The organism is Aquimarina agarivorans (assembly GCF_000218485.1).
GTDB lineage: Bacteria > Bacteroidota > Bacteroidia > Flavobacteriales > Flavobacteriaceae > Aquimarina > Aquimarina agarivorans.
In genome coordinates, this window is record NZ_AFPB01000174.1 from 144,265 (window position 1) to 159,051 (window position 14,787).

5 protein-coding genes are annotated in these 14,787 nt (G+C 34.9%); 4 read left to right on the forward strand and 1 reads right to left on the reverse strand.

Translation table 11 applies throughout. The annotated features are described in order from the left end of the window. Window positions 1–707 precede the first annotated feature (707 nt). The 4 genes from GMC_RS0115815 to GMC_RS0115830 all read left to right on the forward strand — a co-directional run bounded on the left by GMC_RS0115815 (window position 708) and on the right by GMC_RS0115830 (window position 11,052). A complete protein-coding gene (locus GMC_RS0115815) occupies window positions 708–6,095 on the forward strand; it encodes a CHAT domain-containing protein (RefSeq protein WP_010523065.1) in 5,388 nt (1,795 codons plus the stop codon). Window positions 6,096–6,139: 44 nt separating this feature from the next. Further along, a complete protein-coding gene (locus GMC_RS0115820) occupies window positions 6,140–6,865 on the forward strand; it encodes a toll/interleukin-1 receptor domain-containing protein (protein WP_010523066.1) in 726 nt (241 codons plus the stop codon). Window positions 6,866–7,471: 606 nt separating this feature from the next. After that, entirely contained in the window at window positions 7,472–9,220 is a 1,749-nt protein-coding gene (locus tag GMC_RS0115825; RefSeq protein ID WP_010523067.1) for an alkaline phosphatase PhoX, read from the forward strand. Between the two features lie 62 nt (window positions 9,221–9,282). Then, window positions 9,283–11,052, forward strand: coding sequence for a cytochrome-c peroxidase (locus GMC_RS0115830; protein WP_238528026.1), 1,770 nt, complete (start codon window positions 9,283–9,285; stop codon window positions 11,050–11,052). Between the two features lie 303 nt (window positions 11,053–11,355). Here the strand turns inward: GMC_RS0115830 and GMC_RS0115835 are convergent, their stop codons facing one another. Beyond that, a complete protein-coding gene (locus GMC_RS0115835; RefSeq protein ID WP_010523069.1) occupies window positions 11,356–14,769 on the reverse strand; it encodes a DUF8818 domain-containing protein in 3,414 nt (1,137 codons plus the stop codon). Window positions 14,770–14,787: the final 18 nt, after the last annotated feature.

Genomic DNA, 14,787 nt, shown 5'->3' on the forward strand with positions numbered 1-14,787 from the left:
AATCTAAAAATTAGCGAAAATAAAGCTATTAATAACTTAAACTAACAACAAAAAAATTAGCTGCGGATTTTAGGAAATAAAAAAACTGGAAGCAGTTGACGAAGTAATAAATAACTTTTTTAATGTAGTGTTCATTTAGGTGTTTTAGTTTTTAAATTATTATTAATTTTTTGAGCTAGTTATGGTTTTAAAAAGTAGTTTAGGAGTGGTTCAAATGGGGCATACGTTTCCCAGCTCGAAAAATGACTTTTCAAAAAAATAGTAGCTCTTTGAGAAACTAATTATTTAAACAAGGGGGGTAGTTTAAAATACTAGTGTATTTCTATTGAGTTCAAAATTAATGAATAGAAGAACTCAAAAACATATTTTTTTTAAAAAGCAGCCTAATTAATTTTTTTGTTGCTACTTATTTTTTGGTAAGTATTATATAAATTAAAGCTTGAACGGTTATTTAACCTTTTATTAGTAGGAATAAACTTCTGTGAATGAAAGTAATGTTAAATGCTTAAAAATAAGTTTTTTTAATTGTAAAATTGCACACAATCAATTGATTTTTAAAATTTTAAAAATTTATTTGCTACAGTGATTTTCCTACAAAGCCTAAATTTTAAAGTTGAGGTCTATCTATGTCAACTTGATTCAAAAACGAGTCATTTGAAAAAAATAATTGCATTTTTATACTGTGTTAAATTAAACCTGAGCTTATTATGACTACGCCGCAAAAAATAATCTTCCATGGCAAAGCACAAGATATTCCTTTGCAGGAAAGCAGTGCATCATTATTTTTACAAACGACAGTCAAAGAGGCATATCAAATTGCGGTTAACCGAAATAAATCGCTTGAACAAATTGTTGAAGTAGCGGCTAATGATCTTATTGAAATGGAGTTTGAAAACGGATTTATTCGAATAATGACGCCAGATCAAATTAATGAAGAATTCCCGGGTAGAAAAACCCGAAGCACCAAAAATGGGAAGCCAATTGATGCCATTCATATTCCAAATTATATTGACGAAAAAAGGCAGTCGCGTGGTATTATTAAAAATATACTGAAATATCTAAAAATCATTTCAGTAGAAGAGCAAGTGGCTAAGTTGTCGGCGTTGGTGCTCACAAAAAATATTGAAACAAAACTAATTTCTACTGAGGGGCTTTTTTATTGCTTTAACAATCCTAATTTAATTGAAGGACCCGTACTGGGGTTAAAAAGTAATCAGCCTGTTTTATTGTTGTTGCACGGTACGGCTTTAAATGCAGCAGGTAGTTTTGGTAGTTTTCTAAACGAAGGTTCACCTTCTCAGGCATGGATCAAATTAAAGGAAAAATACAAGAAGCAAATTATTACATACGAGCATAAAACGCTTTCAAAAAGTCCGCTTGAAAATGCAGTGCATTTGTTGGAAAGCTTGCCCCAAAACTGCAAACTAGATATCATTTCACATTCCCGGGGCGGTTTAATTGGCGAAATCCTGGCACGGTATAGCTCAGCAACAAATCAGGTTTTTTCACCCATTGAACTGGATTTTTTAAAATCAATGGACCGTACCGAGGATTTAAAACATGCCGAACGTATTAATGCATTAATGAGTACAAAAAACATAAGTGTTGGTAAGTTTGTGCGGGTAGCTTGTCCAGTTTCGGGGACTACATTGGCATCCAAAAGATTGGATGACTATTTTACGGTACTGCTCAATTTAATAGGCCTTATTCCTGGGTTAATGGGAAATTCAATTTACGGCTACATAAAGTCTTTTTTAATTGCCTTTGTTAAAAATAAAGAAAATATCAATATTCTTCCAGGGTTGGAGTCCATGATGCCAGAGTCTCCTTTAATTAGGGTGCTAAACAATGCCTCACTAACTGTAAATTCGGAATTGTATGTTATTTCAGGCGATGTTAAATATCACGGTATTTTTCATTCGTTATCCGTACTGCTGGCCGACGTTTTTTTTAGAACAGAGCACGATTTTGTAGTCAATACAGCTTCAATGTTTGGTGGAGCTACCAGGCAAACAATGTACTATACTTTTAATAGTAATAAGGATATTAGTCATTTTAAGTACTTTTATAATAAATCTTCGCAGGGTTATATTGCTTCGGCTTTATTAGGGGACACGGCTGATTTTAAAAAACTAACCCAAGAAACCGCCGTATCCTTTGAAGCAAGTGGCGTACGTGGCGTGCTTGATGCCGTTTCAAGTGAGGTTACTTTTAATAACAACAAACCCATTGTATATGTTGTTCCAGGTATAATGGGGAGTAAATTACGGGTAAAAGGCGATCGTATTTGGGTGAACCCATTGAGTTTGGTCACTGGCGGAATGGAACGCATTAAAAGTACTGCCAAAAATGTGGAAGCCTACGGATTAATGGGGTCGGCTTACAGGAGCTTTTTAAAGGAGTTACGTAAAAAGAATAATGTGATCCCCTTTCCGTTTGATTGGCGAAAGTCCACTATTGAGGCAGCACATTTACTGGCAGCGGATTTAAAAATAAGATTGGAAACCACCTCGCAGCCTATTCGTATTGTGGCACATTCTATGGGAGGACTAGTAATTCATGCACTATATAGTTTGCCTGAATATGAAGAATTGTGGGAGGAGCTTGTCAGCAGAAAAGGGGCAAGAGTACTTTTTTTAGGCTCACCTTTAAAGGGATCGCACATGATTCCTTCGTTATTTTTGAAAAAGAACAAGCCTTTCAAAATTCTGCACCGTATGGATTTGAAAAATTCAGCCAAAAAGATGCTGGATATCATTAAAGATTACCAAGGGTTGTTAGAATTGTTACCGATTGATGCGGAACATGCCTATTTTGAAACTGAAGTATGGGACAAACTAAATACTACCGAAACTGATTTTGCGAAGCCTTCGGAGGCATTGTTGTCAAAATCAATTGAAATTCATGAGCTGATAAAACAAAAACCCTTAAAAGGAGAAGCTTTACTTTATGTTGCCGGAAAGGATCGTTTTACACCCCATAAATTAGATTTTACTAAGGATGGCGCCCAACTTATGGCAACAAGTCAAGGGGATGGCAGTGTAACCTGGGCAACTGGGATACCCGACACCTTACAAAATGCGACTTGGTACATGAATGTGACCCACGGTAAAATGTGTGACGAAAAGAAACATTTCCCTGCTTTAATGGAATTGCTGGAATCAGGAACAACAAATTTATTGTCGCAAAGTCCTATTGTAGTCCGTGGTGAGCAAAACGATATGATAATGCCTAATGAAGATGCTTTAATGATTACGGATCAACTTGCGTTAGAAAAGGTAATTATGGGAATCCATCATTTTCCTGATGTGGAGGAACCTAATACTATGATTGCTATTGAAATCAGTCACGGCGATTTGGGGAATGCAAAATATCCTGTGGCAGTTGGGCATCATATCAACGATCCTATAGTAAGTGCCGAAAGTGTGGTAGATTATTATATGAATTACCGTTTGTCCAAAAATAAAGCAGTCAACGTATATCCAGGATTGTTGGAAACCTCTTTAGTTATGTTTAATGAATCGCCCACTCTGTTCCAGGGAGCGGTTGTTATAGGATTGGGTGAGTACGGAGTGTTAAACGAGGGAAATTTGACTAAAAGTGTCACTAATGGTATGCTGAATTACGCGGTTACTTATGCTAATAAAAATTACCAGTCCAAAGATAACATGAGCCATATAGGGATTAGCGTGTTATTAATTGGTAGTGATTACAGTGGATTGCCGGTTAAAAATTCCATGCGAGCTATATTAAATGGAGTCATTGCCGCCAATAAAAAATTAACGACAATGAATGACCAAAGTATACAATGCATTGGACATGTAGAATTTATTGAAATTTATGAGGACAGGGCAATACACGCCATGCACGAATTAATTAAATTAAAAAAGGAACCTGCTTTTGTGGAGCATGTGCAAATAGATGATCCTTACATTAAAAAGCTTTCAGGAAGGCGCAAACGCATTCCCGGCGATCAATCTTCGGTATGGTGGCACCGTTTAAAAATTGAAGGTGCTAAACAAGGAATTGCTAACCCTACTGAGTGCACTAACGCTCCTTTAAAATTTGTTTCCCTTACGGATAAGGCTAGGGCCGAAGAAGAAATAAAACCCACTCAGCGTATTTTGATTGATAAACTAATTGCATCGTCAGTACAAAATAACGAGTGGAATGAAGAAAAAGCACGCACACTTTTTAACCTGTTAATTCCAAATAATTTTAAGGATTATACTACTGATAATAAGAATATTTTATTCATTTTAGATGAAAATTCAGCGCAATATCCTTGGGAAATATTGCATTTGCCCAACGCAAAAAGTAATAAGCCTTTGGTTACTCAAATTGGATTTATCAGGCAATTGGTAACAAAAAATTACGCATCCGTAAATGCAGCTGTTGAAAATAATGTTTTGGTGGTGGGCAATCCTAAAAATCCAATTTCATCATTACCAGGTGCCGAGGATGAAGCTCATAGCGTGGCTGAAATTTTTCAAAAACAGTCATTTCATGTCGAAAAATCAATAGCTGAGGATGGAGTAGGTATCATCAATAAACTACTCGGAGGCATCAATTACAAAATCATACATTTTGCAGGTCATGGAATTATAGGAAATAAACCGGCAGAAACAGGCGTAGTATTGGATAATGGTATTTTAATTACCGCTATGGAAATAGATGCCTTGCCAAAAACCCCTGAATTTGCTTTTATCAATTGTTGTTATTTAGGTAAAACAGAAGCAATAACCCTGGAGTTTAACAAATTAGCGGCTAATGTGGGGACACAATTTATTCAAAAAGGTGTCAAAGCAGTAGTGGCAGCAGGCTGGGCGGTTGATGATGGTGCTGCAAAACATTTTGCAGAAGTCCTATACAATTCGCTTTTACATGGCGAAACTTTTGGGCAGGCCGTGCAAAATGCGCGCTTGTCTACCTATAATACGTATCCATCCAGCAATACATGGGCGGCTTACCAATGTTATGGCGATCCTTTTTATAGGCTTACTGACGATTTGCGTATCAATATAAAAGAAAAAATCACTTACGTTGATCCTTTGGAAGTTATTGTGGATGTTGATAACTTAACCAGTCAGGCGGAACCCGCGTCCAGCAGGGATCGGAAAAATTTGAGCGAACAACTGAGTAGTATTATTAGTCAAATTCCTCAAAAATGGTTTGGAAAATCAAAAATTGTTGAGGCTATTGCCAACTGTTATTACGAATTGAATTTATACGAAAATGCCATGGAGTATTTTGGTAAGTTGGGCGATCTTATTGATGGTAATACCAGTCTTGAAAGCATGTTGCGTATGGCCAATATCCAAACTAAAATTTCAGTAAAACAACTTAAAAATCCTGATCAACTTACAAACAACAAAAAAAAGCAAGCCTGTACTGTCATTTTAAAATCGGAACAAATTATCGATAATTTAATCAGTTTAGGTGAAAATAGTAGGCGATTTGGAGTTAAAGGAGGGCATTTTAAGCGTAAATGCATGGTAAATTTTAATGTTGATGCATATTTAAAAAGCGGTAAGGGTGATTTTACCGTGGCTACGCAACTTGATTTTATTAAAGAATGCTTGTTAAAAGCTATTGAAGCTTATCATAAAGCAAGCTTGTTTGTTACGGAGCAACAGCAAGATTATTATGCTATTTTAAACTGGGCAACTTTAGAAACTATTTATAAATTATATGACGGCACAAGAAAAACGTGGTTGGCTAGTGCCGAAAAAAGAATAAAACAACTGGAAACCGAATTTGAAAATGCTCCGGACGCTTCTCGCTCTTTCTGGTATCAAATATTCCCTGCGGCTATTGAAATTCACAAACTTTTAAATATTACTACAGATTTAAAAAGGAAAAGATGCTTGACTAAATTGGTGGCTATTTATGATATGAATTGGTCCAAAGGAGGATCAGTCAGGAAAGCAGAAAATACCTTGGGGCATATTGATTTTTTAATTATTATGTTGCAAAATAGGTTGAAATTTAAAATAGCGGCTGAAAAAAAGAAAGAAATTGAATCCATCATTGAGTCTTATGTTTTTTTAAGAAGAAAATTAACGCAAATTTTAATTCCAACCACGCAGTACTAAGTTGTTAGGGATGGTTTTACATTCAAATTTTATAAAAAATCAAAGTGAGTAACAGTGTTTTTATAAGTTACAGTAAAAAGGATATTCATTTTTTGGAAGCCTTGCGGGTACATTTAAGTTATTTGGAACGCGAATATGATTTTGAAATATGGGAAGATTCTAAAATTGAGGCTGGGGATGATTGGCGAAAAGAAATTTATGAAGCTATAGCAAAAACCAGTATTGGAATACTTATGGTGAGTGCAAATTTTATAGCTTCTGATTTTATAACTAATGAAGAACTACCAGCATTATTAGCTATTGCAGAAAAAAAAGGAGCTAAAATTTTTTCAATCATAATTAGTCATTGCATGTTTACCAATATAGCGCCAATTGCTAAGCTGCAAAGCTTAAATCCGCCTACGCAACCAGTAGTGGGTATGAACGTTGCTGAAAAAGATGCATTTTTTTTAAAAGTAACTCAGGAGGTTAAAAGAGCATTAGAGTCTACTGAAAATCAAAAATTTGCAAACAAAAAGTCTGTAGGTATGGCTTCAGGATTAGCGCAATCATTTATAAAAGTTTTTGTAGTTCAATTGCTGTTTACAAACACCGAAGGATTGACAATTTCGGATATTCAAAAAAGGTTACTGTTGGAAAAACGCAAATACTTAGTTCAAGTTATTCAAGAATTAATTGCCGAAGAAATGCTTTTAAAAAAGAAAATTGCAAATCGGGTGTGTTATTATTTAAGCGATCAAGGAGCAACAGTATGCAGTAAATACATATAGTTAGTACTATACTGAGAATTGCTTTGATCCTCGTGTTTTACGTCCTAAGCTAGACGGTACAAAGCAAATCTCATTTAAGTACAAGTCACTTAATGAAAACTCAATTCGGACATTGTCCGATCCGATATGTGATGTCATTTGCTTCATTTTAATTGTATTATTTTCTAATAACAGCGCAAATATAGCGCCAAATCAAATTATTACCCGAAAAATAAAAGGATATTTTAATTTTGGCAGGGGTTGTAAAGCGTTCCTAACATTTAATAACCTGTTAAATGGTTCTTTTTATATTGACGTAAAATTTCTACAGGCGCATTTTAATTCGGCAAATACATGTAGGTTTTGGTATACTCATGTTAAGCTTTTTGAACAGCTAATCTGATGATTAGTAATTATATAAAATCCTGTTTTTCAAAATCTTATTGTTTTTAATTTAGTACCGGTAGCCTTTTGTTTTCCTTAAAGCAATAGTGGCTTAATATTTACAAGCAACAAGTAACAATTTAGCAACACTATGGTAATTATTTGACAGTATTTTTCTAATACAAAAAAAAGTATTTGATTTTAATTTTGGTATCAAACCAATGATAATTAAACTTAAGTAAAATGTATTATTCAAAATTATTTTTAAGACTATTTGCATCTGCGGCATTAGTGGCATCCATTTCGAGCTGTGAGGTTGAGGATGGGAAAGATGGAATAAACGGAGCACAAGGGGAGCAAGGACCTAAAGGTGATGCAGGAGAAGATGGACAAGATATCTCGCCAGAAGAAATTGATGCTTTGAAAGCAAGGATTGAAGAATTAATTATGAAAGGCGATGCGACAGCAGCCGAGATTGAAGAAGCAGAAAAAGCGTTAGCTGAATTATCGCAAAAATCAACTGAAGAATTAGAAGAAGCAAATGCAATCATTGAGGAGTTAGCAGCAAAAAATGAAGCATCTGAAAAAGAAGTGAAAGCGTTAATGAGTTTAATCGAGAGTTTGTTGGATAAAGCAAACACGGTTCCCAATTTATTAGCGTTAAGTGCTGATTTTGCAAGAAGCGTTAAGGTTACTCCGTTACTTTCATCAGAAACTATATTAGCTGCATCGCCAAATTTTGTTTATGGATCTATGGCTGATGGTGCTGGTTTATTGAAAGAGGAAGATGGGACGTATACTTTTATAAATAATATTGAAGCTGATTTTTCAATTGCTCGCATTAAGTTAGATGAAAATTTAAAACCTGTATTTGGGGATTATATATTGAATGCCGAGGCAACTGCAAACACGGCTCAGTGCTCTGGATCTATGATTACAATGGAAGAACACGGCTTTGGACCAATGTATCTTTCTGGAGGTGAATGGGGAGGATCATCCAAAGGTGTTTTTATTACTGATCCATACAGAAATGCATCTGAAGCAGGTACTGCAAAAATGTTAACAGCTTTCGGACAATGGTCTACTGAAAATGCTGTAGTAATAGGAAAGGATGCTTATCCAACTCAAACCGTTGCTTTTATTGGAGATGATCAATCTGATAATTCTGTGCCACAAGGACATTTAGGAATGTACGTAGGAAATAGAGGAGATTTAGAAGGAGGTAAATTATATACCTTAAAAGTTTCTGCTGATGGAATTGTTAATGAAGTTGATATGGTTGAAGGAGAGGAATATACTGCAGAATTTGTAGAAATGACAGAAACAGAAATCACTGCGTTAAACCAAGAAGCTATGGATAAAGGTGCTATGGGATTTTCGCGAGTTGAGGATATCGACTGGAGAAGAGGAACTGCAGAAAACCAAAGAGAACTTTATTTTGCTGTTACAGGTCGTAATACAGAAAGTTTAGTAGGTAAGGGAACTATTTTAGGAAGGGTTTATAAGGTAGTATTGGATGAAACAGATCCAACAGGCCCTGCTAAAATTACATGTGTTTTAGACGGGGATAAGGTTGATGGTATTGCAGATGGGTTTCATTCACCAGATAATATTTTAGTAACTGAAAACTATGCCTATATTCAGGAAGATCCAAATGGTTACGCTGATGTTAATGATGATATAGTAGGTTTTGCTAAAGTATATCAGTATAATTTAAGTTCTGGTGAGCTTAAAACAGTATTGGAATGTGATCAAGAAAAAGCTTCTAATTTAGGTATTGGTAATACATCTAGATATTGGGAACTTACAGGTATGATTGATGTTACTGATATTACTGGATCAGACAAAAGTCAATTCTTATTAATCACTCAAAATCACGGATGGGAACCTGCAGATGGATCAGCATTTACAGACCCTACTGCCAATGCAGATGTAGCAAATTCAAGAAAAGAAGGATCAATGTTATACTTAGTTGAAGGATTAGAAAGATAGTAATAACCACATAGTAAATGAAACTATATAATCTTTTTAAACAAAAGACATACACTTTGAGTGTGTGTCTTTTGTTTGCTTTTGTAGGTTGCAAAAAAAAACCACAAAATGATGAAAATTTAGAAGCGTTTGTAGTAACACCATTAAAACAACTAGAAAGTACTTATAAGGAGCATTTGAAAAACTCTTTTGAGTATTTAGAAAAGATGCAGGAAGAAAAAAATCCTGAAAAAATGGTAGATCAGTACAAGTTAGCAAGAGCGTATTTTAAACGTGCTGAACCAATTTTGTCATTTATTGATAAAAATAATTACGCATCTTTAAATGCACCTAATCTATTAAAGGTATTAGAGGAAGATGCTACTGATATCAAAATTATTGACCCAATTGGTTTTCAGGTAATAGAGGAGTTGTTATTTGAAGAAAAAAAAGACCTAGAACAATTAAAAATAGTTACAAGAAAAACGTCTAATCGTTTAAAACTACTTTATAATAACACAAAATTAAGGTTAAAAGACTATCATATTTTATGGATAATTAGAAATCAAATTGTAAGAATTGCTACAGCAGGAATTACAGGATTTGATTCTCCAGTTTTAGCACAATCCTTAAGTGAGTCTGCTTGGACTTACAAGGAAATTATTAATATTTTAGATATTTACGAATCAAATTTTTCTGAAAAAAATCTTCTTCATGAATGGAAAAAGGAAATTGAAGCAATAACTCAATCTTTGGATCATGATTATGATACTTTTGATCGCTTTTCATTTATAAAGAATCATTTAAATAAGCAGTTGGTATTGATGAATAAGACTCAAAAGGATTGGGAGGTTAATTTCAATGTTACTTTAGCTTTAAATCATACCGCATCACATTTATTTTCTGAAGATGCATTTAACATGAAGTTTTTTTCAGACTACAGGCTTGAAGCTAATAATTTAGAAACAAAAGTAGCAATAGGAAAAAAATTATTTAATGATAAAAGGTTGTCACTAAATAATGATATGGCTTGTGCTACTTGTCATATCCAAAAAAAGGCATTTACAGATGGTAAAAAAACATTTAGTAAAAATCAAAAGAGGAATACACCAACAATTACTTATTCAGCATTACAGAAAGCTTATTTCTATGACGCACGAGCAGGTAGTTTAGAGGGGCAAATTGTAGGGGTAGTAAAAAATCACGGGGAGTTTAATACAAGCCTGGAACACCTAGTAAAGGTAGTCACTGAAGATTCATATTATAATAAAGCATTTGATACTTTATACACAAGAGGAGCAACTGACATGAATATTCGTCATACTATGGCTTCTTATATTAAAACTTTAAATAAATTCAATTCAAAATTTGATCGAAACATAAGGGGGGAAGAGAATACATTAACCGCTTCCGAAAAAAACGGATTTAACTTATTTATGGGAAAAGCACTATGTGCCACATGCCATTTTGCACCAGTATTTAATGGAACAGTTCCACCAAATTTATCTGACACTGAGCTGGAAGCTATAGGAGTTCCTGTTAAAAATGATACTATGAATGCAAAAATAGCCGCCGATTTAGGAAGGTATTATTTGTTTAATACACCTGAACGTAAACACTTTTTTAAAACACCAACAGTGCGGAACGCCGCTTTAACAGCACCCTATATGCACAATGGAGTGTATAATACCCTTGAAGAAGTGGTGGATTTTTATAACAGAGGAGGAGGAAAGGGAATTGGCATTAACTTACCAAATCAAACACTTCCATTTGATAATTTGAATTTAACAAAATCGGAACAAAAGGATTTAGTCGCTTTTATAAAAACCTTGAGTGATGAGGATTTTTTATAGGATTGAATTATTAAATTTTTATTTTTCGAAGACTAAGGAATTAATAAATAAATTAATACATGGTAATTCTGTCGTTTTTTTGATAGTAGTGTTCATTTTTTCATGTTCGTAATCAGATGATTCAGAATAAAAAATAAAATTAAGAAGAGAGCAGTTTTTATGGATTTGATGAAGGGAATTTCTGTGGTCATATAATTATTATAAGTAAGAGAGACTGCTTTATATGGTCTCTCTTTACTTAAGTGTAAATCATCAATACTTTTCTCAAAAAAACGCTCTAAGTGTAAATCATCAATACTTTTCTCAAAAAAACGCTCGCAATTGTACACTACCGCTATGTATGGTTTTGGAAATTTCTGTTTTACGGCCTGAATAGTTGAGGTTGAGTTCTAAAAACTTGGTGATTTTCTTTTGTGCAATAAGGTTCCAGGTAAAATTGGTACCTGGTTGTAGCCCATTTAGTAATTGAAATGCTACTGGTGAAAAGGAGTTGCCCTCAAATTCATTTTCAAACCAATCAAAGGACCCGGTTAGGGTAGCGTTTTGCTGATTTCCTAAACGGAAGGCGGCAGTAACTTGCCGTTGGTTCAGTTGCTCCGTACCAAAATCCTTATTTTCCTTATTAGCCAAAGTATATGCGATAGAAACGCTAGATTGTCCCGAAAATAAATAGGAAACCTTTGGTGTAAATTCATTGGCTTGCAAGGTGTAATTTCTGTCAAGGGCATTGTCCACTTCACTTTTTTGATTACTTGCAATAAATTGAGCATCAAAAAGCCAGCTTTCTTTAATTTTATGCATAAAATTAAAGCTGTGCGAGGTGGTTTCATTGGTTTGGTTTCCCGTGATCAATACGTTATTGGCAGTGGTGTTTAAATAGGTGTAATTGCTGGTGTAATACTGCTTTCCTCTATTAAAAAACAGGGAATTCCTAATGTTGGAATTTAAGCCTAAGTCATCCTCACGATCTTTAAAAATATTAAAATTGAGGTTGTTGCTATCTCTTAGGGTTCTTCGGTCAATGACTAATGAGGTTTGGTTGTAAAAATGAGAAGCCAAACGTTGCCAAGGAATTTTTGATGTGTTCCAGTTGGAAAAATTTAAAGTCAGCTGCTGGCTTAGTCGATTTTGAAACGTTTTTATAAATACCTGTCGTGGTAAAAGTACCCTAATAAATGTTGCCTGATCAGGGAATGGACTCAATTCAAATTCCAGTAAATCCTGAATACCATCGTTATTATAATCATTCCAAGTATATAATCCCCGTCCAGCTTCCACTTCTACGTAAGTGAAATCCTGACGTGGTAAGGTGCCGCTTTGTGTTTCAATTGTAGTATTCCATAAAATTTTATTTTTCCAAAGCTTTTGGCGGTAAAGCAGGCGCGAATTTAAGTTTTTGTCGGTTTCAGTTTCTCTAAAGTCATTTTGTACCCGATAATTTACAAAAAGTGACAATCGTGTTTTGGAGTTACTAATCAGTTGTGAGTTTAAATAAGCAGTATTTGCAGTGCTTACCCGTTGCAATTGCCTATTTTGTATACTATCGTTTACGCGATAACGATAACCAATTTTAGCAAAAACCTTTGTGCTGTCTCCAACACCAGTAAATACCTCATACGATTGGTAGCGTTGGCTTTTATTGGTAAGTTGATTTGCAATTTTATCAGTTTCCTGATTGTTTTCAACGCCCCATTTACCTCCGTTCCAAAATTTTTGTTGCGTATAATAAATACCAGTATTGCTGCGTAAAAATGTACTTTTTAAGTTGGTACTGGAGCTATTTAAGGCACTTGACTGCTGCACAAATTGCCAATTTTTTAAGCGTAAATTGGTAGCCAGTATGTGTCGGTTTCCAGTGTATTGTTCACCAAAATTTAAGTGCTGAAAGTCGTAATTAATACCTCCAGTTTTTTGGTGGAAAAAATGAACGCCAATACTGGTTAAAAGTTGATCATCAATCCCAGGAATTAAATTCCAATCCCTGTTAAATTCAATATTGTACAGTCGTTCAATAGGTCGGTAGCTTTTTTGTATCCAATGAACACTCGAAATGGCATTAGCATTCCAACCAATGGAATCTTTTCCAAATAAACGCTGACTTATTTTAAATCGGGCTGCACCGCCATTATTAGCTTCATCATTTATGGATGAAAACAAATTTAGATCATTTGAACTGGCTGCCAACTCAAAATCTAAAAGCGTTTTTTTGTTAGGGGCGTAGGTTCCCATAAGTACACCAACTTGTAATTTATTTGGAGCTTGTAATTGGGTTATAGGTGCAAAATCACCTTGTGATACTCCATTTACAGGTGGGATATATTCAAAAATACGATTAGCCACGGCGGTGTTAATTAATTGGTAATCTCCCGAGCCTTGGATTACTCTTGAAAAACGTACTTGAAAAAGGGGTTCATTGGGATCGTTTAAGTTGTTGATGTCATCCAGAAATTCGTAAATGGGAGCGGCTTCCGTACCAATGTTTCGGTATAAAATTTTGTTTTCGCCAAAGGTGTCAGGTACAGCTGAAGGTGCGGTCATTAAGCTTTGCTCATCACCAGCTTCGGATAATACGCGCTTTTGTTCGTTACTTAAATCTTGTTGGAGTGTTTGGTTTTTAAGGTCATTTTCCGAGTACACAAAGGCTTCTAATGCTAGTTTTTCAGAGGTAAGTTTAGCGCCACCCAACCCAAAAATACGGGCAAAATTCCGTTGCGAGGTTTGGTATTCCACAATAATACGCATATCGGTAGTAATGGGATAGGTAGGATTAAAGCGTACCTCGCCAGCATTGTAATCAATGACATAATCATTGTTTTCGCCACGTTTTAATAGCAGTCCATTAACATAAACACGCTCGCTGCCCGATATGATAAGCACAAATAACTCGCCATTTTGTCCAATTAGTTTGTAGGGACCTTGATTTCCTTCCTGTCCGTCAATTTCACTACGGTTGTATTGCCCGCGGACCAATGCTCCTGAGGCGTAAGCCGTGGTCTCGGTTGTAGCTCCACTAAAAGTAGCGTTTACCGATAAACCTTGTAATTTTTTTGAAAATGTAGCAAATACACTTTGAGTGTTTGTTAATTGAATATCTCCAGCGCGAATGCCCCATTTTTTTCCGGTGAGTTCAATAAAAATCTGATCAAATTCATCAATACTTTGCGAGTAACCGCCTTCTTGTATGGGGATATTGGAATCTTGTAGTGATGCTTTTAAGGTAATTCCTTCGCTTAATTGACCCGAAATTTGCAAATCCAGCTCCGAATTAAATACCGAGTTTTGGTTGTTGCCCACTGTAATCCCCCGGGAAATACTTCCGTTTGTGGATAACCCATTAAATAGTTCAAATGAACTTTTATAATTTGGTTGGTTAAGCTGGTATAATTTTTTTGACCTGTTGTTTTTAGGGATAATAAGAGATGGATCTAAATTTTGATATTTTTTAGTCACAAAATTTGGGTACCTAAAGTAAGTTACCTGAACAGAATCGGTATTTATACTCCTGCTATTTAAATAGAGTTTCGCTTTCGCGAAGTTTATTTTATAATTAGTAGTATCAATGGGCTTCAAATTTTTGTCAACAAGTTTAAACCCGAATTTTTGAATACTTAAACTATCCAATTGAATTGAATCAGATACCTTTAGAAACCGTTTTTGTACAATTCCAGAAGCTATTTGGCCGTAACCAACACCAAATAGCCCTAAAAAAAACAGCAAAAAAAAGTCCTCGCATAC